The sequence below is a fragment of the Pseudomonas sp. NFR09 genome (genome assembly GCF_900111535.1).
Lineage (GTDB): Bacteria > Pseudomonadota > Gammaproteobacteria > Pseudomonadales > Pseudomonadaceae > Aquipseudomonas > Aquipseudomonas extremorientalis.
Genome location: NZ_FOIH01000005.1, coordinates 106018 through 129439, shown reverse-complemented (window position 1 = coordinate 129439; position 23422 = coordinate 106018). Strand labels below are relative to the sequence as shown.

General features: G+C 61.2%; 16 protein-coding genes. 5 read left to right on the top strand and 11 right to left on the bottom strand.

Annotated elements, in window-relative coordinates:
• Positions 1–21 precede the first annotated feature (21 nt).
• From mazG to BMX59_RS13325, 7 genes are all read right to left on the bottom strand, one after another.
• Positions 22–855: a nucleoside triphosphate pyrophosphohydrolase gene (mazG, locus tag BMX59_RS13355; RefSeq protein WP_093122193.1), complete on the bottom strand. Its 834-nt coding sequence runs from the start codon at positions 853–855 to the stop codon at positions 22–24.
• Positions 855–3098 carry a GTP diphosphokinase gene (gene relA / locus BMX59_RS13350; protein ID WP_071491326.1) on the bottom strand — a complete coding sequence of 748 codons (2244 nt, stop codon included), beginning with the start codon at positions 3096–3098 and terminating at the stop codon, positions 855–857. The genes mazG and relA overlap by 1 nt, the downstream gene beginning before the upstream one ends.
• A gap of 121 nt (positions 3099–3219) precedes the next feature.
• Entirely contained in the window at positions 3220–4572 is a 1353-nt protein-coding gene (gene rlmD / locus BMX59_RS13345) for a 23S rRNA (uracil(1939)-C(5))-methyltransferase RlmD (protein ID WP_071491327.1), read from the bottom strand.
• Positions 4572–5474 carry a cysteine synthase CysM gene (gene cysM / locus BMX59_RS13340; protein WP_058425337.1) on the bottom strand — a complete coding sequence of 301 codons (903 nt, stop codon included), beginning with the start codon at positions 5472–5474 and terminating at the stop codon, positions 4572–4574. Before cysM ends, rlmD begins: the two co-directional genes overlap by 1 nt.
• 108 nt (positions 5475–5582) lie before the next feature.
• Positions 5583–11468, bottom strand: coding sequence for an NEL-type E3 ubiquitin ligase domain-containing protein (locus BMX59_RS13335; protein WP_093122188.1), 5886 nt, complete (start codon positions 11466–11468; stop codon positions 5583–5585).
• A gap of 71 nt (positions 11469–11539) precedes the next feature.
• Complete coding sequence (locus BMX59_RS13330; RefSeq protein WP_092242918.1) at positions 11540–12130, bottom strand: tRNA-uridine aminocarboxypropyltransferase; 591 nt, start codon at positions 12128–12130, stop codon at positions 11540–11542.
• Between the two features lie 5 nt (positions 12131–12135).
• Entirely contained in the window at positions 12136–13029 is an 894-nt protein-coding gene (locus BMX59_RS13325) for a LysR family transcriptional regulator (protein WP_017134867.1), read from the bottom strand.
• 188 nt (positions 13030–13217) lie between these two features.
• On the opposite strand from BMX59_RS13325, the gene speB reads away from it, so the two are divergent.
• From speB to BMX59_RS13305, 4 genes are read left to right on the top strand one after another with little or no spacing between them, the layout of a single operon-like run.
• Entirely contained in the window at positions 13218–14168 is a 951-nt protein-coding gene (gene speB, locus BMX59_RS13320; RefSeq protein ID WP_033900672.1) for an agmatinase, read from the top strand.
• Positions 14168–14590, top strand: a complete 423-nt coding sequence (locus tag BMX59_RS13315) for a YybH family protein (RefSeq protein WP_092242915.1) — start codon at positions 14168–14170, stop codon at positions 14588–14590. Before speB ends, BMX59_RS13315 begins: the two co-directional genes overlap by 1 nt.
• A 21-nt stretch (positions 14591–14611) precedes the next feature.
• Positions 14612–16123, top strand: a complete 1512-nt coding sequence (locus BMX59_RS13310; protein WP_093122178.1) for a purine-cytosine permease family protein — start codon at positions 14612–14614, stop codon at positions 16121–16123.
• 35 nt (positions 16124–16158) lie between these two features.
• The gene (locus BMX59_RS13305; RefSeq protein WP_092242910.1) at positions 16159–17541 is read left to right on the top strand and encodes a sodium:solute symporter family protein; all 1383 of its coding nucleotides are present in this window, start codon (positions 16159–16161) and stop codon (positions 17539–17541) included.
• A 64-nt stretch (positions 17542–17605) separates the two neighbouring features.
• Here BMX59_RS13305 and BMX59_RS13300 read toward each other — a convergent pair whose 3' ends face one another.
• The 3 genes from BMX59_RS13300 to BMX59_RS13295 all read right to left on the bottom strand — a co-directional run bounded on the left by BMX59_RS13300 (position 17606) and on the right by BMX59_RS13295 (position 20672).
• Entirely contained in the window at positions 17606–19147 is a 1542-nt protein-coding gene (locus BMX59_RS13300; protein WP_093122174.1) for a Rossmann-fold NAD(P)-binding domain-containing protein, read from the bottom strand.
• Positions 19148–19513: 366 nt separating this feature from the next.
• The gene (locus tag BMX59_RS30745) at positions 19514–19636 is read right to left on the bottom strand and encodes a PA1414 family protein (protein WP_003193089.1); all 123 of its coding nucleotides are present in this window, start codon (positions 19634–19636) and stop codon (positions 19514–19516) included.
• Between the two features lie 142 nt (positions 19637–19778).
• Positions 19779–20672 (bottom strand): putrescine utilization regulator PtrR, encoded by an 894-nt coding sequence (locus BMX59_RS13295; RefSeq protein ID WP_092242904.1) that lies wholly within the window; start codon positions 20670–20672, stop codon positions 19779–19781.
• Between the two features lie 103 nt (positions 20673–20775).
• On the opposite strand from BMX59_RS13295, the gene BMX59_RS13290 reads away from it, so the two are divergent.
• Positions 20776–21981 carry an MFS transporter gene (locus BMX59_RS13290; protein ID WP_093122169.1) on the top strand — a complete coding sequence of 402 codons (1206 nt, stop codon included), beginning with the start codon at positions 20776–20778 and terminating at the stop codon, positions 21979–21981.
• Here BMX59_RS13290 and BMX59_RS13285 read toward each other — a convergent pair.
• Positions 21893–23335 carry an NCS1 family nucleobase:cation symporter-1 gene (locus BMX59_RS13285; RefSeq protein ID WP_092242900.1) on the bottom strand — a complete coding sequence of 481 codons (1443 nt, stop codon included), beginning with the start codon at positions 23333–23335 and terminating at the stop codon, positions 21893–21895. The two genes, BMX59_RS13290 and BMX59_RS13285, sit on opposite strands and share 89 nt — an antisense overlap.
• Positions 23336–23422 lie beyond the last annotated feature (87 nt).

Here is a 23422-nt window from a genome sequence, read left to right as displayed (position 1 = left end):
CTTACTCACTTAGGCAACTGCTCAACCGCAGCTGGACACATTCTTTTCCTGACGTTTGGCTTCGCCCCACAGGGCGTCCAACTCTTCGAGGGTGCAATCTTCTATGGGACGGCGGGTATCGCGCAATGCCTGTTCGATAAATCGGAAGCGTCGTTCGAACTTGGCATTGGCGCCCCGTAGCGCAGTTTCCGGGTCGACCTTGAGGTGACGGGCCAGGTTGACCGTCGCAAACAGCAGGTCGCCAACCTCATCGGCAATCGCCGCCGGGTCGTTATCGGCCATGGCTTCGAGCACTTCATCCAGCTCTTCGCGCACGTTATCCACCACCGGCAAGGCGCAGGGCCAGTCGAACCCGACCTGGCTGGCGCGCTTCTGCAATTTGGCGGCACGGGAAAGGGACGGCAACGCGGTGGGTACATCGTCCAGCAGGGAAAGCTGCTCCGGCGCGTCGGACTTCTGCGCGCGCTCCTCGGCCTTGATCTGCTCCCAGCGTTCCTTGACCTGTTCTTCGCTCAACTGCGGGATATCCAGCGGCGCATACAGGTCGCCGGTGGGGAACACATGGGGATGGCGACGGATCAGCTTGCGCGTGATGCTGTCGATCACCCCGGCAAATTCGAAGCGCCCTTCTTCCCGCGCCAACTGGCTGTAGTACACCACCTGGAACAACAGGTCGCCCAACTCACCTTGCAGATGATCGAAGTCGCCGCGCTCGATGGCGTCGGCGACTTCGTAGGCCTCCTCCAACGTGTGCGGGACGATGGTGGCGTAGGTTTGCCTGATGTCCCACGGGCACCCGTACTGCGGGTCCCGCAGGCGATTCATCAGGTGCAGCAGGTCTTCGAGCGTATACATCATGGGGTACGGTTACGCCGCGTCTCGATGATATTCGGCAACTGGGAAATCCTCCCCAGCAACCGTCCCAGTGCGTCCAGTCCCGGAATCTCGATGGTCAGGGACATCAGCGCGGTGTTGTCCTCTTTGTTCGAGCGGGTGTTGACCGCCAGTACGTTGATCCGCTCATTGAGCAACACCTGCGACACGTCACGCAGCAACCCGGAACGGTCGTAGGCACGGATGACGATGTCCACCGGGTAAGTGAGCACCGGCACCGGCCCCCAGCTGACCTGGATGATCCGCTCCGGCTCACGCCCGCCCAGTTGCAGCACCGAGGCGCAATCCTGGCGGTGAATACTTACACCGCGGCCCTGGGTGATATAGCCGACGATGGCATCCCCCGGCAGCGGCTGGCAGCAGCCGGCGATTTGAGTCATCAGGTTGCCCACGCCCTGGATCTGGATATCGCCACGCTTGCCGGGCTTGTAGCCGGTGGCCTTGCGCGGGATCAGTTCCAGCTGTTCGCTGCCGCGTTCCGGCTCGACCAGTTGCTGGGCCAGGTTGACCAGTTGGGCCAGGCGCAGATCGCCGGCACCGAGGGCGGCGAACATGTCTTCGGCGATCTTCATGTTGGCCTTTTCGGCCAGCTTGTCGAAGTCCACCTGGGGCAGGCCCAGGCGTGCCAGTTCGCGCTCGAGCAAGGTTTTACCGGCAGCGACGTTCTGGTCGCGCGCCTGCAGTTTGAACCAGTGGACGATCTTCGCGCGCGCCCGCGACGTGGTGATGTAGCCCAGGTTCGGGTTCAGCCAGTCGCGGCTCGGCGTACCGTGCTTGCTGGTGATGATCTCGACCTGTTCACCGGTCTGCAGGCTGTAGTTGAGCGGCACAATGCGCCCGTTGATCTTGGCGCCCCGGCAGTTGTGGCCGATCTCGGTGTGCACGCGGTAGGCGAAGTCCAGCGGCGTGGCACCCTTGGGCAGGTCGATGGCGTGGCCGTCGGGGGTGAAGATGTAGACCCGGTCCGGCTCGATATCCACGCGCAGCTGTTCGGCCAGGCCGCCGATGTCGCCGAGTTCTTCGTGCCATTCCAACACCTGGCGCAGCCAGGAGATTTTCTCTTCGTACTGGTTGGACCCGGCCTTGACGTCGGTGCCCTTGTAGCGCCAGTGCGCGCATACCCCAAGTTCCGCCTCTTCGTGCATGGCGTGGGTGCGGATCTGCACTTCCAGCACCTTGCCCTCGGGGCCGATCACCGCCGTGTGCAACGAGCGATAGCCGTTTTCCTTGGGGTTGGCGATGTAGTCGTCGAACTCCTTGGGAATGTGCCGCCACAGGGTGTGGACGATCCCCAGCGCGGTATAGCAGTCGCGCATTTCCGGCACCAGCACGCGCACCGCACGCACGTCGTAGATCTGGCTGAAGGCCAGGCCCTTGCGCTGCATTTTGCGCCAGATGGAATAGATGTGTTTGGCGCGGCCGCTGATGTCGGCTTCGACGCCAGTGGCCTGCAACTCGGAGCGCAGCTGGTTCATCACATCGGTAATGAAGCGCTCACGGTCCAGCCGCCGCTCATGCAGCAACGTGGCAATCTGTTTGTATTGATCGGGTTCGAGGTAGCGGAAGGACAAGTCCTCCAGCTCCCACTTGATATGGCCGATGCCCAGGCGATGCGCCAACGGCGCATAGATGTCGAAGACTTCGCGGGCAACACGGTTGCGTTTTTCGTCGTCGGCGGTCTTCACCGCACGGATCGCGCAGGTACGCTCGGCCAGCTTGATCAGGGCGACGCGCACGTCATCGACCATCGCCACCAGCATCTTGCGCAGGTTCTCGACCTGGCCCTGGGTGCCCAGCACCATGGACTGGCGCGGGCTCAGGCTGGCACTGATCGCCGCCATGCGCAGCACGCCGTCGATCAGCTTGGCCACCACGGTGCCGAAACGCTGGCTGACGGTGGGCAACGGGATATGCCCTTCACGCACGCCGCGATAGAGCACGGCGGCGATCAACGAATCCTGGTCCAGCTTGAGATCGGCGAGGATCTCAGCGATTTCCAACCCGGTGCGAAAGCTGGAAGTGCCTTCGGCCCATAGGTTCTTGGCCGCATTGTCTTGCTGCTCAGACTCACGAGCGAACTCGCAGGCTGCTTTCAAGGCTTCACGGTCCAGTGCCGGATCGACACTGATGGCATGGTCCAGCCATGCCTCGAGATTGATACTGCCGTCGGTGTTGATCGGCTGGTGTGCTCTCACCTGTACCATCTTGCTTACCTTCCCTACGACGCACCTTCGATGCGCCAAAATCATCGCCGACGTTTACTGCGGACTCCCTGGCAGATCAAAGGCCCTGGAGAACGCAGGCCAGTCGGATTAAACAGGCATCCTAGCCCGCTTCAAATAACGCCATGGCCTCGACATGCGCGGTTTGCGGAAACATGTCGAGGATCCCGGCACGTTTTAGCCGGTAGCCTTGCCTGACCAACTCAACCGTGTCCCGCGCCAGCGTGGCCGGGTTGCAGGACACATACACCAGACGCTTGGCGCCCAAGGTCGCAAGCTTGCGCACAACCTCCAGGGCACCGTCACGGGGTGGGTCCAAGAGTACCGCAGAAAAGCCCTGTTTGGCCCATTCTGCGTCAATCAAAGGCTGGGACAAATCGGCTTGAAAAAACTGCGCATTGTGCAAATCGTTGCTGACGGCATTCACGGCCGCCCGGTCCACCATGGTCTGCACACCTTCCACCGCCACCACTTCGCGTACCTGGCGCGCCAGTGGCAAGGCAAAATTGCCCAGGCCACAAAACAGGTCCAACACCCGTTCGTCGGGTTGTGGCGCCAGCCATTCCAGGGCCTGGGCAACCATCGCGGCATTGACGCCGGCGTTGACCTGCACAAAGTCGCCTGGCCGGTAAGCCAGTTCCAGATTCCACTGTTCCAGTGGAAAGCCCAACACAGCATCGGTGTCAACCGGCGCCGGCTGGCCCTCGCCCTGCAGCCACAACTGCGCCTCATGGAAAGCGCAGAATTCGTTCAATACCTGCAGGTCCGCTTCGGACAGCGGCGCCATATGCCGCAGCAACACCGCAATGGACGTACCGCTGAACAATTCCACATGCCCCAGGGCCTGCGGTTTGCTCAGGCGGCGCAGCATGTTCGGCAGGCGCTGCATGATCGGTTGCAAGGCCTGTACCAGCACCGGGCAGTCATCGATGGCGACGATGTCCTGGCTGGCCACGGCGCGAAAACCGACGTCCAGGTGTTTCGCCTTGGCATCCCAACGCACGGCCACGCGGGCGCGGCGACGGTAGCCGAATTCCGGCCCGCTCAACGGTGCGGCCCACTCTTGCGGTTCCACGCCCGCCACGCGGGACAGTTGCTCGGCGAGCATGCGCTGTTTCAGGGCAAGCTGTTCGGCATGGGGCAAATGCTGCACGCTGCAACCGCCGCAACGACCGACGTGCGCACAAGGCGCCGGGCGGCGCAGCTCGCTGGCCTTGAAGACGCGCTCGGTGCGCGCCTCGACGATTTTGCCGTGGGCACCCAGCACCCGCGCTTCGACTTCTTCGCCGGCCAGCGCGCCGTTCACAAACCAGGTGCGCCCTTCGAAGAACACGATGCCACGGCCGTCATTGGCCAGGCGCTCGATGGTCAGGCGTTGTTTCTTGCCCACCGGAATCTGCGGGGCCCGGCTGCCGCCCGTCGGTTGGAAGCGCAGGCCTCTCTCGTGCCTGGCCATCAGTTGGGTTCGTCGAAGATGCCGGTCGACAGGTAGCGGTCGCCTCGGTCACAGATGATCGCGACGATCACCGCGTTTTCCACCTCCTTGGACAGGCGCAACATACCGGCCACGGCGCCGCCGGAGGATACGCCGCAGAAGATGCCTTCTTCACGGGCCAGGCGGCGGGTGGTGTCTTCGGCCTCGCGCTGGGCCATGTCGATGATGCGGTCCACGCGCGTGGCGTTGTAGATCTTCGGCAGATACTCTTCGGGCCAGCGGCGGATACCCGGGATGGCCGCGCCTTCCATCGGTTGCAGGCCAACGATCTGGATCGCCGGGTTCTGCTCCTTGAGGTAGCGCGAGTTGCCCATGATGGTGCCGGTGGTGCCCATGGAGCTGACGAAATGGGTGATGGTGCCCTGGGTCTGGCGCCAGATTTCCGGGCCGGTGCTGGTGTAGTGCGCCTCGGGGTTGTCGCCATTGGCGAACTGGTCAAGCACCAGGCCACGGCCTTCGGCGGCCATGCGCTCGGCGAGGTCGCGCGCGCCCTCCATGCCTTCTTCCTGGGTGACCAGCACCAACTGCGCGCCATAGGCAGTCATCGCCGCCTTGCGCTCGGCACTGCCGTTGTCGGGCATGATCAGGATCATCTTGTAGCCCTTGATCGCAGCGGCCATGGCCAGGGCAATCCCGGTGTTACCCGACGTCGCTTCGATCAGGGTGTCGCCAGGCTTGATCTGCCCGCGCAACTCGGCGCGGGTGATCATCGACAGCGCCGGCCGGTCCTTCACGGAACCGGCCGGGTTGTTCCCTTCGAGCTTGAGCAGCAGGGTATTGCTGGTTTCACCCGCCATGCGTTGCAAGCGGACCAGGGGCGTGTTGCCGACGCAATCGGCGATTGTAGGGTACTGCAAGGTCATGGCGTATTCGCAATCCAGACTGCGGGGCGCACATCATACCGGGAAAGCCTGGCGGGCCATATCACGCAAAGTGCGGTGCTTATTGCGTTAGGGTATAAGCATGAAGAATCATCCGATCACGAACGCTGTCCATTCCTGGTGGGTAAAGTCCCGAATCCGCTTGTTTTCGGCTGATGCCCTCGCGTCCCGCACGCCATTGAGACGATTCACGTACTGCCCTTCACTGATCAAGCCGCTCGCCAGTTGTTGATCAGCAACCTCCAATAGTTTCTGGAAACGGCGGAGCTTGAATTCGAGATCTGCGGCATATTTATGTTGAATAAAATGCACCCAGAAAGGCTCTTTCTGTAACAACTCAGGCCAGTTCGTTTCCGTCTCATTATTCAGTACCGCCGTGCGCACGGTATTGACTGAACGGGCATCCGGCACAGCCGCCTCAAAACGCTGGGGGAGTACTTGCGGCAAATTCAGGCTCGATGCCAGGGCGATGCGATAACTCAGGACCCGCGTGCAAGCGAATGCCATGCCCTGGGGCTCAAAGTGCCTGGAAAGATACTGATCTATGTATTCAAGGCGACGCAGTGCACGGTAGTAATGCAACAGATTTGGCCCGGCCGTTTGGACGCCGGCATCGAGTATCCGTAAGGGAGCTATTTGCAACTCAAGTTGATGCAAGCACAACAGGCAACCATCAATCCCTCCGCGAAGGGTGCGATAACACGGTAAGTAAGCAATTCGCTCCATGCCCTCATGGGACATCGCATCGTCAATCACCCCCCAGACTCGGTGAGAAATGATCTCCCTCATCACACGGTGGTGAGGGTCAATGAACTGCGGGTATTCGGCAATGCTTGCCAGCAACTCAAAGAAATAATCCGCCATTGGCTGGTTTTGCAAGTACGCCCAATCGAGTTGGCGCGCTTGTACTTCTCCAGGAGGGAGCAGCGCCAACCAGCGGTCGGGACGCCGATCAAAAGGAACCGTCGGCTCCCATAGTCCGAAATCAACACCGGGAGGTCCCCGACGCTCGCCCACTCGGCGTAACAACTGTCGCGCCTCGGCGGAAAGCGGATTACCTCTCAAGTTCATTCCCTGATGGACTTCGGGATAAATGAACAGGTCCGTCTCGGCCAGGTCCTGTATTTGATTGTCACGCAGGTCAAAGCTGCCCAACGTGGAGAGACTCACGGCACCGCGCGGCAATTGGTTCAACGCGCAATTGCGCAGGTTCAGCTCCCGCAGGTTCGTCAACCTATACACGTTCAAGCGTCGTCCTTGCCCAAGTGGGTTTCCCGACAAATCAAGGCTTCTGAGTTCCGTCAGCTCAGCCAGTCGTTCCTCGTCCACATAGTTGAACCGCAGGTGGTTGTTCGACAGATTGAGCACTGCCAGGCGTGCGTGGAGGTCCAGATTGGGAAGATGCGTGAGTTGGTTACCATTGAGATAAAGAACACGCAGCGCCGGAAAGTTGAAAAGAAAGCGCTCCGGCAACTCCGTCAATCGGTTGTTTCTCACACTCAGCATAGTCACATGACCAAAGTGCGCGCGCAGGGTCGGCAAGCTTGCCAAATCCAGATCGTCCAGGTTGAGCTTCTCGGCCACTCCCGGCGTGACAGCTTCCTTGGCCCAGCAACGCTGAATTCGCTCAACCGCCAACGCCCGTGATCGGGCCGATGCGCTGTCCGGCTGGGCTGTCGACGCCTGATCCCGCCACGCTTGCAAATCCCTGTACAGCTGATCTCGCTCTTTGACTTGCTTGGTGATCATCTCTTCACGCATAGCGACCGTGTCACCCGCCTCCGCTAGCATCGCCCACACCTCGGCGTCCGTTTTAGAAGGGTACAACTCACGCATACGTGAGATCTGTTCACGCTCTGTCGGCCCGAATTCGGTTCCACCACTGAGTGGATAGCCTTTGCGACCATTGATCAGGCGGGGTGGCGCGAGCCTCGATGGCATTGGCCGCATGTTGAGTGTCGCTTGGATTCCCGACCAATCCTGCCCCAGGCGGGCGCCCATCTCTGCGCGCAACTCCTCCAGCGCGCCGGGGTGGGTGTAGCCCAACGCCTGCCGCTCGGCCAGAGGCAGTGCGTTGAGCAAGGCCTCCAGGAAGGGCGCGCGCGCGCCCATTGCCTGCAAGCTGCCATCCGCCCGTTGGACGTAGGCCAGGTACTGCCCGACGCTCGGTTTCAAGACCCGCCGAAGGTCAGCATCATCGGGACCGACGCTGTCGATCACGCGGCGGGCGTCCCAGAGTTCAACCCGCAGCGATGCTGGCCACCCCTTCAGACCAGCCAGCTCATGGAGGATCAACCGAGAACTGTCGTCATTCGCCAACGGCGACAGGTGCACGCCTTCCAGGGCGCCACAGACCCGCAACCAACGGGACCACCACCGCGCCTCTTGCGCCAAGGTGTGCGGTACGCGCCCCTCCCGGAGGCGCTCCAACTCAGACGCAGAAGCATGTTGCACCCAGTCCTGCGCAATCCCCACGGTCAATCCAGGGAACTGACGCACTATCACCTGTACCGAAGGGTCATCGGACCGCTGGTTCTTGCGGCGCAGCACATCGAAAAACTGCGCATGCATCTGCAGTTTGTCCATGTGCACCTTGCTCTCCAGGGTCGTGACCTGATCTTCACGCGCAACACCCGCCCGACCGACCAGCGCATCAGCCGCGTCAGGGGTTATTTCGTCAAGCACCTGGACGATAAACTCCGCACCTTGTTCCAGCCCGTCCTTGACCCGTTCAAAGATATTCAAGCGCTCGAATGCCTCCACCAGCAGCACCGGCGGCGGTTCGCTGCGCACATGCACCTTGCGCAGTATGTCCGGGGTCACGCCGCTGATCTGCTGAACCTTGTCGATGGCATCCGGGGCCAATGCGCGAAACCTGGGCCCCAGGCGGTAAAAAGGTTGTTGCCCGTCCCAGGTCAGCGGGTTCTCCCATTCATGGCGCCAGGCGCCCGCGCCGTTATGGCTCAATACCGGCGCATACGCGTCGTCCAGGGCAGGATGGCGGATACGCCAGGGTTGGGTCTGATCCGCTTGGGTCACTTTGAAATATTGACTGTCGATGAACAAATAGCGGTCCGACGCCAAACGGTACAAACCCATCGCATCAGGCTCGGAGGCCATACGCGTGGCGTCGACGTCGCTCGCGTACTGTGTGATCTCGCGCAGCACCGGGTAAAACGTGCCTTGCGGTGCACGATTGCGCAGCATGGCCTGGGCCACTTGATGACGAAACCCGGTAATGGCTGCCGGCATATCGGCGCCGAACCTGGCACGATCATGATCGGAGAGTTGGCTCAGCATTACCCGGAAAAACGCATCCGCGCCGCCCTGCTGCACACCGGCACTCTGTCTACACGGATCGTAGGGCGAAAATTCTCCCTCGCCATGGTCGAGGACCAACACGGCATATCTGTCACGGTCCAGGGGCACATAGGTTGGAGGGCCGACAATCAGGCGTTTGCCAAGAGTGCCCAAGGCACTGCGGGCGAACGCCTGGACCCACGCCTGAGTTTGCGGGTCAAACCGGCGGCGGTGGTAGATCCGGTCAATGAGTGCCTCGGCGCGCGCCATCTGCGCGGCGGCCTTGAGCCCATCGTACAGTCCCTCGGGTTGTTGTCGGACCTCAAGCAGACGGGCTTGCTGATCGGGCGACAGCGGATGCTGATCCAGCACCTCCAGCAATCTCGGCAAGCTGACGTCGGGATGCAAAGCGCGCAGCACCTCGATCACCTCGGGCACCGGGTAGTCATGCCCAACGCTGTCGGGCAACCACTTGCGCACGGACACCGACGCGCGTGTAGCGGCCGAACGATGGATATCGGCAAACCGGGTCAGGGCTTCGAACAGATCGAACCGCGACGCCTGGGCCTGGGCTGCCAGTTGCCGACGAACGGCCTGTTCGCCGGCGGAAAAACTTGACGGTAAAAGCTGTACCACCGCGTGGGACAGGTGCGCGGTGATGCGCTGCGGTGTCGAATAGCCAAACCGGTGGTTCTCCAGGGCGGTGACCGTGATCACGACCGTCGTGGGCCGGGCCGTATCCCTGCTGTAGCGTCGCAACTCCTGGCCTTGCGCATTCACGATTCTCAACGCTGTATCCAGCGGCCACGCCGGCAGCTGGGTCAGCAAAGGGCCCAGGACTTCGAACGCCCCCATGGGCACTGGCCGGTTGGAATCGACCAAGCCGGCCACCCAGTCAATCATCCGATCGGCGTTGAACCGATGCGCCGCTTCCACCAGAGAGGCTGATGGGCGCTCGCCTGCCCAGACACGCTCCAGTTGCTCTCGTGATGTGCCGCTGGTTTCCAGCACGGCCTGCAGCTCATGCGCAGGCGCCTGGGAGGGCAGCAGCATGCGCTCAAGCAACTGGGGGCTACTCAGCCCCGTACTGTCCTTGATGCTGGCGGCGGGTATTTGCGAGAGGCGTTGATACAAGGCTTGATGGCGCCGCCTTACACTGAACGCCAGGCGGCTATGCAGCCGCCCGCTGATCAACAGGTCGGCCAAGTCGGAAAAAGCCAGGACCAGTTCGCCAGCATGCCCCTCGAGCACGCTGGAAATACCGTTGAGCACCCCCTCACCGAGCGCCGCGAACAACGCGACTGCCCGCACACGCGCCAAACCCTTGAGCGGCCCGGGTACCGGCATCAGCAATAGCTCCAGCACCTCACTGATAACGGTGCGAGCGATACCGGCAAGGGTCGTCAGAAATCCCGGTTTTTCGTTGGCCAGGCCCTTCAGGTTGGCGCCAATGCGCGCCAGATGGAGATCACCCAAACTGACCGGCGGTGCTTTGGTCACGACCTTGCGGGTATAGCCGGTCCGGTCCTCCAGACGAGACTCGAACACCTTAAGAAACAAATCCTGTAATGCCTCGGCAAAAGGACTGAGTCCGGTTTCGCGCGTGGCGCCTCGTCTGAGTCTGGTCAAGCGCTCGCTGTCGGGCTGTGACATGACCCCGTACAACCACGCCACCCTGCCCTGCCGGTAGAAAGCACTGAAGGCCACATAAAACTCCTGGCAGGCTTCCCGGTGGTTGTCGAAATGGCGCAGATCGCCCCCGCCCGGCCGACGGGGAAAGTAACTGAAGGCGCCTTTGCAACCGTTAACGGAAAACACCAGGTGGGGGATGTTCAGGCTGTCCCCCGGCGGCCTGCTGAGTATTTGCCCGGTGTTACCGATGAATTGAGGCACCCAACCGATGTTGTCCTTGCCATCGGGGATGAACAGCTGCATTTCCTCGCAGCGCCCCCACTCCTCGTCCTGATCCAGTGCTTGTTTGATATGCCGGTATTTTTCCCGGTCGATTCGGGTGGTGTTCGAGTCTCTCAGGGCTTCAATCAGGGCGAACTCAAACTCCAGCCGCCCCAGGCTCACAATCGCCTGGCCCAACGGCTTGGCCTTGTCCAGGCTGTCGTCGAGCAGGGTTCTGAGTTGGCCACCGAGATTGAGTTCGCGCACCAATGCGATGAAACTCTCGGGGCTGAGGTCGATACTGAGCCCGCTGGACGTTGCCACGCCGTCATGGCCGGGGTAATCCCAACCCGTCAGGCCGTCATAGTTCATGCAGGCGGCGTCCCACAGCGAAAGCCGGACGACCTTGGGCTCATTGAAGCGGTCGTAGGAATAGGTGGTGGTGATGTGCTGGGCCTTGGGATCAACGACATGGCCGGTGAGGTCTTTGAGGCCCGTTCGCAAACGCTCCAGACTCTGGTGTTCAAAGTTTGTGACGAATTGACGAATGTTTCGTTCGACCTGCGCCTGGGCCTCGATCAAGGCCCGTTGCAGGCGTACATATTCTTGCTGGCCATCGTCATCCAGCCCGGCCATGAACGCGGCGAATTTCTCCTGCAAGGCGTCCACGGTTTGCAGGGTCGCCCACTCGTCGCCTGAGACCAGGGGCAGCCTCGCTCGCTGCTGCGTCATGAACGTGGCCAACGGGTCTGCCTGCTGGTGTGTCGCTAACGGCTCAATCATTTCACACTCCTTGAAATGATCAGCCTATCCACTAATTGTCGACGGCTCCGGTAGCTATGTAGCGCGTTGATTCAGCCATGGTTCTTCTCGAAGACCGCTGCGCCCATCGCTGCAATCTGCCGCTCGATCAGTGCGTCGAACGGGCGCAGCAATGGCTCGAAGGAGGCGGGGGCTTCCAATACTTGCAGGGCCTGCGCAATCGCTTCGACGGTGGACAATGCACCGGGCCCGGGCGCCTTGCGCAATCGATAGCGTGATACGGCATCGCCCATCAAGGTCACTCGCGGCAACGCCGCCAGCAAAGGGTTGAGGTACAGCAATTTGCGCGCCTTGCGCCAGGTGCCGTCGGGAACCACCAGCAACATCGGCTGTTCGTCCGGCGCATAGCGTTGCAAGGGTTGCGCATCGTCCGACGGAAACAACAGCCGCGCCTGATAACCGGGTGGGTTCAACAATGTCGCCAGATCGTCGAACACCTCCCCCACCACCAATTGCGCATTGTTCAAGCCCAGCGCGGCCAGCCTTGCGGTATTCAGCGCGTGGTTGACCTCACTCGGGTGCTGCAACAGCAACACGCGGGTGCGGCTTTCCAGGCTGGGGATCAACGGGCACAGGCAGTGGGTGGCAGGCCTGAGACAACGGGAGCATTGGGATCTGGACATGATTTTCAGGCCTGGTTGAGCTGGGCTTTGAGGAGGTCGCGAAAGGTCTGGATCAGCGGTTCACGGCTGCGACCACGGCGCATGATCATCGAAAACGGCGCCTGGTAGCCGAAGGTCGCCGGCAGCAACACACGTAAATCACCCTTGTCGGCCCAGGCCTGGGCATAGTGTTCGGGCAAGTACCCGATATAGGCACCGGACAACACCAGGATCAGTTGCGCCTCCATACTTTCCACTGTCGCCGCGCTGTGCTTGAAGCCATGGCGCGCCAGTTCGGCCTGGCTCCAGTAGCCGCGTCCGACCATGCGTTGCTGGGTAATCACTTGTTCCGGGATACGTCGTTCATTGAATAAAGGATGCCGGGTGCTGCAATACAGCCAGTGCTGTTCGCGGTACAGCGGCATGTAGATCAGCCCGCTCATGCGGTTGGAGAAGGCACCGATGGCCAGGTCCAGGCGGTTGTCCTGCACGCCCAGTTGCAGCTCGTAGGGGCTCATCACCGATAAGTGCAAATGCACCGCCGGGTGCTCCAGGCTGTAGGCGCCTATCACCTCGGCGAACGGCAGCGCCTTGTCGCTGACGGTGGAATCGAGCACGCCGAGCTTGAGGGTGCCGCGCAACTCGCCCTTCAACGCGGCAGCATATTGCTCGAAGCCTTCCAGCTCACCGAGCAGGCGCAGGGTTTCCTGATGGAACAGCTCGCCCTTGCTGGTGAGGCTGAACCCGCCGCGGCCGCGATGGCACAGCACCAGGCCCAATGCCGATTCCAGCTGGCTCATGTAGGTGCTGATGGCCGAGGTGGACAGGTTGAGTTCGTGCTGGGCATTGGCGAACCCCTGGTGACGCACGACGCTGACGAAGATGCGCAGGAGTTTCAGGTCGGGCAAGGCGTTGGCCATGGGCGGCTCCAGAGGCACACACAAAATCCTGTGGGAGGGGGCTCGCCCCCTCCCACATTTAAACGCAGTTTACCCCAGGCATTAGTTTAGAAAAATCTGAACTAAGTATTTGCCCCTGCCGATTCTTTCGTTTCCCTGTATTTCGCAGAATCGACCCCTAATAAACAAAACAACGATGAGGCACTCCCGTGGACAAGATTTTCCACCAACCACTGGGCGGCAACGAAATGCCGCGCTTTGCCGGCATCGCCACCATGATGCGACTTCCCCACCTGCAAACCGCCAAGGGCCTGGACGCTGCCTTCATCGGCGTGCCCCTGGACATCGGCACCTCGCTGCGCGCCGGCACCCGCTTCGGGCCGCGTGAAATCCGTGCCGAATCGGTGATGATCCGACCGTACAACATGGCCACCGGCGCCGCACCGTTCGACTCGCTGTCGGTGGCGGACATCGGCGACGTGGCGATCAACACCTTCAACCTGCTCGACGCCGTGCGCATCATCGAAGAAGCCTACGACGAGATCCTCGAACACGACGTGATCCCGATGACCCTGGGTGGCGACCACACCATCACCCTGCCGATCCTGCGGGCGATCCACAAGAAACACGGCAAGGTCGGGCTGGTGCATATCGATGCCCACGCCGATGTGAACGACCATATGTTCGGCGAGAAAATCGCCCACGGCACCACCTTCCGCCGCGCCGTGGAAGAAGGCTTGCTGGACTGCGACCGTGTGGTGCAGATCGGCCTGCGCGCCCAGGGCTACACCGCCGAAGACTTCAACTGGAGCCGCAAACAGGGTTTCCGCGTGGTCCAGGCCGAAGAATGCTGGCACCACTCCCTCGCACCGCTGATGGCCGAAGTGCGTGAAAAGGTCGGCGGCGGCCCGGTGTACCTGAGCTTCGACATCGACGGCATCGACCCGGCCTGGGCACCGGGCACCGGCACCCCGGAAATCGGCGGGCTGACCACCATCCAGGCCATCGAGATCATCCGTGGCTGCCAGGGCCTCGACCTGATTGGTTGTGATCTGGTAGAAGTTTCGCCGCCCTACGACACCACCGGCAACACCTCGTTGCTGGGTGCCAACCTGCTGTACGAAATGCTCTGCGTATTGCCGGGCGTGGCGCACCGCTGATGAGCACGCACGAGGTGCTGCAAGCCGCCGCCGAGCTGGTGGCGGCCTTCGCCCGCAATGATCGCGCCGCCTACTTCGGCGCGTTCACGGCCGATGCCAGCTTTGTGTTCTACACCCTCCCCCAGCCGCTGCTCAGCCGCGATGCCTACCAGGCGTTGTGGGACAGCTGGCGTCGGGACGAGGGGTTCGAGGTGCTGTCGTGCACCTCGAGCAACGCCGTGGTCAGCCTGCAGGGCGACGTGGCGATATTTATCCATGACGTGGCCACCGAGCTGCGCATGAACGGAGAGCAATTCAAAAGCCAGGAACGCGAGACCATTGTCTTCACACGGCAAGGATCTGGCGCACAACAAAAACAAGGCCTGTGGCTGGCCTGTCACGAACATTTGTCCGCTATGCCGGAAGGGCTGCCGCCCCCTTAGCCAATGTGATCGGAGCTGATCATGAATAATAAAAACAACGATAAAAGTATTCGAAAAATAGAAACCAACGGGGTCGAGCAGATCCCGGACCACGAACGTACCGCCGGCCCCAAGGATCTGTTCCGACTGATCTTCGGCGGTGCCAATACCTTTGCCACCGCCGTGCTGGGCTCCTTTCCCGTGCTGTTTGGCCTGTCATTCCAGGCCGGCGTCTGGGCGATTGTGCTGGGCGTGCTGGTGGGTGCGCTGATCCTGGCGCCCATGGGCCTGTTCGGGCCGATCAATGGCACCAACAACGCCGTGTCTTCCGGTGCGCATTTTGGTGTGCACGGGCGGATCGTCGGCTCGTTTCTGTCGCTGCTGACGGCGATTGCCTTCTTCTCACTGTCGGTGTGGAGTTCGGGTGATGCGCTGGTGGGCGGTGCGAAACGTCTGATCGGCCTGCCGGAAACCGACCTGACCCTGGGGCTGGCCTACGGGGTGTTCGCCATTCTGGTGCTGACGGTGTGCATCTACGGCTTTCGCTTCATGCTGTGGGTCAACCGCATTGCGGTGTGGGCAGCGAGCCTGTTGTTCCTGCTGGGTATCTTCGCCTTCGCGCCGGCTTTCGACAGCCACTTCGCAGGCTCCGTCGCGCTGGGGCAGACCGGCTTCTGGGCCGCCTTCATCGGCGCCGCGCTGGTCGCCATGAGCAACCCGATTTCCTTCGGCGCGTTCCTCGGCGACTGGTCGCGCTACATCCCGCGTGAAACGCCGAAAATGCACATCATGCTGGCGGTGGTCCTGGCACAAATCGCGACGTTGATCCCGTTCCTGTTCGGCCTGGCCACCGCGACCATCGTGGCGATCAAGGCACCGGACTACATCGCGGCGAATAACTACGTCGGCGGTTTGCTTGCAGTGGCACCGACCTGGTTCTTCCTGCCGGTGTGCCTGATCGCGGTGATCGGCGGCATGTCCACCGGGACCACCTCGCTGTATGGCACCGGGTTGGACATGTCCAGTGTGTTCCCGCGCCTGCTGTCACGGGTCAAGGCCACCTTGCTGATTGGGGTGATGTCGATTGCCTTCATCTTTATCGGACGTTTCGCCGCCAACCTGGTGCAAAGCGTGTCGACCTTCGCCGTGCTGATCATCACCTGCACCACGCCGTGGATGGTGATGATGATCATCGGCCTGATCGTGCGTCGCGGCTTTTACTGCCCGGATGACTTGCAGGTGTTCACCCGTGGAGAAACCGGCGGTCGCTACTGGTTCAGCCATGGCTGGAACTGGCGCGGGCTGGGGGCGTGGATTCCGAGTGCGCTGGTGGGCCTGTGCTTCGTCAACCTGCCGGGGCAGTTTGTCGGGCCGCTGGGCAACCTGGCCGACGGCATCGATATCAGCCTGCCGGTGACGCTGGGACTGGCCTCGGTGGTGTACCTGACCTTGCTTCGTGTGTTCCCGGAACCGGCGGCCGTCTACGGGCCCGCCGACCCTCGCAGCAAGTGCACGGATGCGCGCGTTAAACCGGCGCTGCAACCCGCCGCCTGATCGCCCATAAAAAAGATAATCGGAGAACCGCCGTCATGGCTTTGGATTTATTCGTCGTACTCATCTACGCCGCCGGCATGCTCGTGCTCGGCTACTACGGCATGCGCCGCGCCAAGACCCACGAAGACTACCTGGTGGCCGGGCGCAACCTGGGCCCGTCGCTGTACATGGGCACCATGGCCGCCACGGTATTGGGCGGTGCGTCCACCGTCGGCACCGTGCGCCTGGGTTATGTGCATGGCATTTCCGGCTTCTGGCTGTGTGCCGCGCTGGGCATGGGCATCATTGCGCTGAACCTGTTCCTGGCCAAGCCGCTGTTGAAGCTGAAGATCTTCACCGTGACCCAGGTCCTGGAAAAACGCTACAACCCCATGGCCCGCCAGGCCAGCGCTGTGATTATGCTGGCTTATGCACTGATGATCGGCGTGACGTCGATCCTGGCCATCGGCACTGTGTTGCAGGTGTTGTTCGGCTTGCCGTTCTGGATCTCGGTGCTGCTCGGCGGTGGCGTGGTGGTGGTGTACTCGACCATCGGCGGCATGTGGTCGCTGACCCTGACCGACATCGTGCAGTTCGTGATCAAGACCGTCGGCCTGATGTTTATCCTGCTGCCGATCTGCCTGTACCGCGTCGGCGGCTGGGATGAGTTGGTCGCGAAGCTGCCGGCGTCGAGCTTCAGCTTCACCGCCATCGGCTGGGACACGATCATCACCTACTTCATGATCTACTTCTTCGGCATCCTGATCGGCCAGGACATCTGGCAGCGGGTGTTCACCGCCCGTGATGAAAAGGTCGCCCAGTACGCCGGCACCTTCGCCGGTTTCTACTGCATCCTCTACGGCCTGGCCTGTGCGCTGATCGGTATGGCCGCGCACGTGCTGATCCCGGACCTGGACAACGTCAACAATGCGTTTGCCGCTATCGTGAAAGCCTCGCTGCCAGATGGCATCCGTGGCCTGGTGATTGCCGCGGCACTGGCGGCGATGATGTCCACCGCCAGCGCCGGCCTGCTCGCTGCCTCCACCGTACTGACCGAAGACCTGCTGCCGCGCCTGCGTGGCGGCAAACAGTCGAGCCTGGCCGTCAACCGCCTGTTCACGATGCTGACAGGTGTTGCCGTGCTGGGCATCGCACTGGTAGTCAGCGATGTGATCAGCGCCCTGACCCTGGCCTATAACCTGCTGGTGGGCGGCATGTTGATCCCGCTGATCGGCGCGATCTTCTGGAAGCGCGCCACCACCTCCGGGGCAATTACTTCCATGACGCTGGGCTTTGTGACCGCGCTGGTATTCATGATCAAGGATGGGCTGGATGCGAACACGCCGATCTATTACAGCCTGGCGGTGGGGCTGGTGAGCTTTGTGGTGGTGAGTGTGTTGTCGCGTCGGCCAGAGGGCGTGGCGGCCAGCGCGGTTTGAGAGACAGCGGGGTTTAGAGGGGTTTCTTCAGCGGGCGCGACGTCGGATGTCGCGCCCGTTTTTTTCATTCAACCGCCAGGTTCTGGTTTGCCTGGATGATCTCCTGGACCAGGGAGGCCCATAACAGTCCTTGCGTTGTGCCGGCGGCGTAGGTTCCTCCGGCTGCGATGTGGTGGTGGGCGCAACAGTAAACTATCGACACGCCTTCCTCCTCACAGGCTATAACGATGAAGTGCTCCCTGCTCTGCGCGGCGATCTGGACCGGACTTAAAGGCTGTGATGGAAACCGAACCCCGGAGCTTCCCAAAAGCGCTTTGATCTCCTTCTTCAGATGGATAAGTTCCAGGCCGTAGCTCGAAACCTCAACATCCCGAGCCTGCGCGAATTTCGCCAGCGTTGGGTTGTCAGCCAGAAACTTGTCAAACAGCTCGATACCTGCACGATTGCACTCAACGGCCAAGTACGGATCGGCATAACTGACACCATCGCTCTTCTGATCTCCCCCATACACCGTGACCTGATAATTCGCCAACCGGAGCATCACGGCCTGGAACAGGCCATTAATGCCTCTGCCGATGATTGAAACACGCGGCGCACTGGCCGCTGCGGGCAGAGAAGGGAGCGTCAATGACTGTGCAAGTTTACGCCTCACCAGACCGCGCAAGGCCATCAAACTCAGCTGTATTGAAACGGCATAGTCAAGGTCGCGGTGGCAGGCCTCGGTAGTTGACGCCTGGGTAGTCAGCGTCGCAGGCCGGTACCAAGTGGAGACCTCACAGCCGAGCCTCTGTGTGCGTTGTCGGAACTCATCCAGTGTCGCAGGCCCATAGTCCAATACCAGCTGGATATGTTCAGCCTCGGCCAGGGCGTACAACGCACCGTCGCTGAAGACGTCCGGCTTGGCGACACAGATCAGGCGGGCTTGGCGGTGCAGGCACTGAATGAGGGCTCGATCGAGGCGATGAACGGACTCGTCATTGAGGGATACGCATACTGCGACAGCGGCGGCGCCCTCCAAGGCCTCGAACCAGTCCACGACAAATGACACTCGACTGTCGGAGGCGGGATTGCCGAGAGTATCCGACGCTCGACCTGGCCGGACCAGCACTCTGATCCGAACATTGGGATCTCGATCAAGCAACAGGTTGACCAGTTCTTTCCCCACATTGCCGTATCCCAGTACACGCACGTCACGGGGGATGGAACCATCCGCCAGTCTCAGCCAACGCAGGATATAGGCGGCCACATGCGGCGCATTCACCCCTGGGGTGTTGAGTACTTGAATGGCGTGGGATTCACACAGGTCCAGTCGTATCTTGTCCAAACTCGTGCCCCTGCGGATCAAACAGAGGTTTCCAAAGGGGTGGGAGGTACGCCATTGCTCCAGGACATCTGCATCGATGGGTTGGTCTCCAACAATGATGGTTGTTGGACGCAGGAGCGCGATCTGTATCAGCAGCGCCTGCCTGGTCAATGCCGGCGAAAGAAACACGACGTTTCTGGGCGCGTCGGCCCTCCAGCCTTTCGACACAGGCGCAGCGTGTAAAACACAGTCGGTTGTGGTGATGAGTGACGCGGCGACCGGAGGAACCGAAGAGAGCAACATAGCTTTGTCTCCAACAACTCTGACTGACACCTCGAAAAGAGGCACTCAATAAAACGTTGGGGCGCTATGAATAGGCGCTTGAGTTTCAAGCTATGGGTATTTCTAGAATTAGATAAGCCAGCTGATTCCGACTGACAGGTAGTCCGATTCTGACCATTAGTCAAAACGCTTGAAGAGAGGCGGATGCTCACCCTAAAACGGGGCGACGTTAGCTGTCGCACATTTCTTTGGCCTGGTGCAAAACGACTGTGGGAGCGGGCTTGCTCGCGAAGGCGGTGTGTCAGTACATAAAATGTTGACTGACACACCGGCTTCGCGAGCAAGCCCGCTCCCACATGGATTCTGAGGCGATTTACAGGTCGCGTTTTATCGCCGACGTGGACGACGCTGCTCGTCATCTGTGCGAATCGGCACCGGCTGCAGCGGAGGCTCGATCAAGCCCAGTGCAACACCCAGGTCATGGAGCCAGTTTTGAATTTTCTCTTTCATGGTTGCCCCCTTTGAGGGTAATGCGAGTAGGCGCAAGTTCTGTCGCCCTTTCCTACAGTGATAGTAGCCCTAAGTCCTACGTATTGCTTGAACGAAAACACAACGAACTATTACTGAATTCATCAAAATCCTGACGGATCGCTCAAGCGATGGCGCGGGTGTCTTGCACCACCGCAGCGTTGCCGGCTTGCTGCAGGTCGATCCATGCGTTGAGGTTAGCGCCGAGCATACCCTTTCGCCACATCAGCCAGGTGGTCGCAGTGGCAAAAGGCCCTGTCAGCGGATGAACGGACACGCTGTCCTTGCCAGGCAGGCTGTCGAGCATCGATTCGGACATTAGCGCCACGCCCGACCCGGCGATCACACAGGCGAGCATGCCTTGGTAGGACTCGATCTCAATCGCCCGGCCCATGGCCACGTGCTCATGGGAGAACCAGGTCTCCAGGCGGGTGCGGTAGGCGCAACTGCGACGGAAGGTGAACACCGAGCGCCCCGCTACATCCTGAGGCCCACGCACGGGGGGATGATCGGCTTCGCAAATCAGCACCAGACGTTCTTCGCACAGGGCGATGCCGTCCAGGGAGGCGATGGTGATGGGGCCGTCCACAAAGGCCGCATCCAGGCGACCGGTGATCAACCCTTCGAGCAACTCCCCGCTGGGCGCCGATTGCACCTGAAGGTTCACCATCGGATAAGCCTTGTGATAGCCCGCCAACAGCTTCGGCAAATGCACCGCGGCCGTGCTGTACATGCTGCCCAATACGAAATCGCCAGCCGGTTGCCCACCTTGCACGGCGCCATGGGCTTCATCATGCAGGGCCAGTAGACGAGTGCTGTAGTCCAGCAGCACCTTGCCCGCAGGAGAAAGCTGCAAGCGCTGGCGTTCACGCACGAACAGCTCTACACCGAGCTGCTCCTCCATTTGCTTGAGGCGCGTCGACAGGTTCGACGGCACCCGGTGCAAGCGGTCAGCCGCACGGGTAATGGAGCCCTCTTCCGCCACGGCCTGGAAAATGCGCAATTGACTGAACTCCATGAGTTTCTCCAAAACTGAACAAGTTGCTCACTATTATTCAATTTTACAGAAAGTCAATCCACCTTAGCCTGAAGGTATTCGCTTAGCCGCAGGAAATCTGACCATGTCTCCCTTGATTCGCTTAACTGCCAGCTTTGTCGCCTTGATGATGGCGATGGGGATTGGCCGCTTCGCCCTCACCCCGCAAATGCCGCACCTGCTCAGCGAGGGGCAGATCGACTTGACCGGTGCGGGCCTGATCGCCGCCGCCAATTACCTGGGCTACTTCGTCGGCGCGGTGGATTCGATCTTCGCGCGCAGCCATCACCACGTCCGTGGCCGGTTGTTTGGCGGGTTGTGGCTGTGCGTGCTGCTGACCCTGGCGTCGTACTGGGCTCATGGCTTTTGGCCACACCTGTTGCTGCGCTTTGGCACCGGCGTCGCCAGTGCCTGGGCATTGGTGATGATCACCAGCCTGAGCCAGCCGCTGGCGATTGCCGCCGGACGTCCGCGCCTGGGTGCCTTGGTGTTTGCCGGTCCGGGACTGGGGATTTTGCTGACGGGCTTGCTGGCGCTGGGCTCCAATCTGCTGGGGCAAAGCTCCGCAACGTTGTGGCTGGTGTATGGCGCAGTGGCGCTGGTGATGTTGCTGGCGATTCTGCCTTTCCTGCCCAAGCCGTCTGCCGCCGCCCCCCTTAGCGGCCACTCCGACGCGGGCACTAATGGCAGCATCGCGCATTTGTGCTGGATCTACGTACTGTTCGGCCTGGGCTACATCATCCCGGCGACGTTCCTGTCGCAGATGGCCAACGCGCAGTTCAAGGGGGCCTGGCAGGCCGACCTGTTCTGGCCGTGCTTCGGCCTGGCCGCCGCGATCGGTGTGGTGGTGGCGACCCTGCGCCGCAAGGACCCGAACACCACGCGCCGCTGGCTGATGACCACGCTATGGCTGCAAGCGGCCGGGGTGTTTGCCTGCTTGCTGGGCAATGGCTGGGGCCTGGCACTGGGGGTCTTGCTGTGTGGCGGGCCGTTCCTGGCCTGCATGCAGTTGGTGATGGCCCGGCTGCGGGACGTCGCGCCCCATGGCTACCAGCGCAGCACCGGGCTGTTGACCGCCAGCTTTGCCATCGGCCAATTGAGCGGGCCGTTGCTGGCGTCGGTCAGCAGCCACCTGAGCGGTGGCCTGCAACCGGCGTTGGTGGTCGCCGGGGCAGGCTTGTTGGTGGCGGGCTCGGTGTTGATCAGCCGACAACCAGCGGCGCAGGCACACGCACCTGTTCACGTCGCGCCAGTACCAGGAAAAACAGCCCACCCAGGAAGCACCCGGTAAACCAGGCAAAGTTGGCCATGCCCTGCAAGGCCGGGGTGAAGGTGATCGCGACGCCCACCAGCGTCGCGGGCACCAATGCCTTGATCGCCGTCCAGTTCACGCCACCGTCGAAGTAGTAGCGCCCGCTGGGGCTGTCATCGAACAGTGCATCCACGTCGATCTGCTGTTTTTTGATCAAATAGAAATCCACCAGCAGGATCCCGAACAGCGGCCCGATAAACGCCGCGAGGATGTCCAGGGTGTAGTGGATCATCAGCGGGTTATTGAACAGGTTCCACGGGGTGATGAAGATCGACGCCACGGCAGCGATCATCCCGCCGGCGCGCCAGCTGATCTTGCTCGGTGCGACGTTGGCGAAGTCAAACGCCGGGGACACGAAGTTGGCGACGATATTGATGCCGATGGTCGCGGTGACGAAGGCAAAGGCCCCGAGCAATACGGCCATGCTGTTGTCGATGCGCGACACGGTGGCGATCGGGTCATGCAGCATTTCACCAAACACCGGCAAGGTGCCCGAGACAATCACCACGGTCACCAGGGAAAACGCCAGGAAATTCACCGGCAGCCCCCAGAAGTTGCCGCGTCGTACGTCCTGCATGCTGCGGCAGTAACGGCTGAAGTCACCGAAGTTCAATGTTGGCCCGGAGAAATACGACACCACCAGCGCCGTCGCCACAACGACCTGGCCAAACGCCTGCCAGCCCGACAGGGATTTTTCCGCCAGGGTAAAACTGATGTTCGACCAACCGGCCTTCCACACGATCCAACCGGCCAAGGCAAACATCACCGCGTACACCACCGGCCCGGCCCAATCGATGAAACGGCGGATCGACTCCATGCCCGCCCAGAACACCGCTGCTTGCAACACCCACAGGCTGAGGAAACCAAACCATCCAAGGTAGGACAGGCCTGCAAAATGCGGCTCTGCATACACCGCCATCTGTGGGAAGAAGCGCAGCACCACGATGATCAAGGCACTCGAGGCCAGGTACGTCTGAATCCCGTACCAGGCCACGGCGATCAGGCCGCGAATCACCGCCGGAATATTCGCGCCAAACACACCAAACGCCAGCCGGCAGATCACCGGATAAGGCACCGCAGCCTGCTGGCTTGGCTTGGCCACCAGGTTGGCGATCAACTGCACAATGCAGATCCCCACGAGCAAGGCGATCAACACCTGCCAACTGGCCAGCCCCAGGGCGAACAAGCTGGCGGCGAACACGTAGCCGCCGACGCTGTGCACGTCGCTCATCCAGAAGGCGAAGATGTTGTACCAGTTCCACTTTTGCGGCAGCGGGCCCAAGTCCTGGTTGTACAGGCGTGGGCTGTAGCCTTTGGGCAATTGTTCGGTCATCGCTGGGCTCCTCGAAATACCGGCCTGCGCTTCCGTCACGGGGTGCATACGGGAGGCGGCATGGTTTGTATACGAGATAGTCAGCAG

Excerpts from the sequence above, each read along its gene's own strand:
- mazG (WP_093122193.1), bottom strand. The coding sequence starts at position 855 with ATGTATACGCTCGAAGACCTGCTGCACCTGATGAATCGCCTGCGGGAC.
- relA (WP_071491326.1), bottom strand. The coding sequence starts at position 3,098 with ATGGTACAGGTGAGAGCACACCAGCCGATCAACACCGACGGCAGTATC.
- rlmD (WP_071491327.1), bottom strand. The coding sequence starts at position 4,572 with ATGGCCAGGCACGAGAGAGGCCTGCGCTTCCAACCGACGGGCGGCAGC.
- cysM (WP_058425337.1), bottom strand. The coding sequence starts at position 5,474 with ATGACCTTGCAGTACCCTACAATCGCCGATTGCGTCGGCAACACGCCC.
- BMX59_RS13335 (WP_093122188.1), bottom strand. The coding sequence starts at position 11,468 with ATGATTGAGCCGTTAGCGACACACCAGCAGGCAGACCCGTTGGCCACG.
- BMX59_RS13330 (WP_092242918.1), bottom strand. The coding sequence starts at position 12,130 with ATGTCCAGATCCCAATGCTCCCGTTGTCTCAGGCCTGCCACCCACTGC.
- BMX59_RS13325 (WP_017134867.1), bottom strand. The coding sequence starts at position 13,029 with ATGGCCAACGCCTTGCCCGACCTGAAACTCCTGCGCATCTTCGTCAGC.
- BMX59_RS13315 (WP_092242915.1), top strand. The coding sequence starts at position 14,168 with ATGAGCACGCACGAGGTGCTGCAAGCCGCCGCCGAGCTGGTGGCGGCC.
- BMX59_RS13310 (WP_093122178.1), top strand. The coding sequence starts at position 14,612 with ATGAATAATAAAAACAACGATAAAAGTATTCGAAAAATAGAAACCAAC.
- BMX59_RS13305 (WP_092242910.1), top strand. The coding sequence starts at position 16,159 with ATGGCTTTGGATTTATTCGTCGTACTCATCTACGCCGCCGGCATGCTC.
- BMX59_RS13300 (WP_093122174.1), bottom strand. The coding sequence starts at position 19,147 with ATGTTGCTCTCTTCGGTTCCTCCGGTCGCCGCGTCACTCATCACCACA.
- BMX59_RS30745 (WP_003193089.1), bottom strand. The coding sequence starts at position 19,636 with ATGAAAGAGAAAATTCAAAACTGGCTCCATGACCTGGGTGTTGCACTG.
- BMX59_RS13295 (WP_092242904.1), bottom strand. The coding sequence starts at position 20,672 with ATGGAGTTCAGTCAATTGCGCATTTTCCAGGCCGTGGCGGAAGAGGGC.
- BMX59_RS13290 (WP_093122169.1), top strand. The coding sequence starts at position 20,776 with ATGTCTCCCTTGATTCGCTTAACTGCCAGCTTTGTCGCCTTGATGATG.
- BMX59_RS13285 (WP_092242900.1), bottom strand. The coding sequence starts at position 23,335 with ATGACCGAACAATTGCCCAAAGGCTACAGCCCACGCCTGTACAACCAG.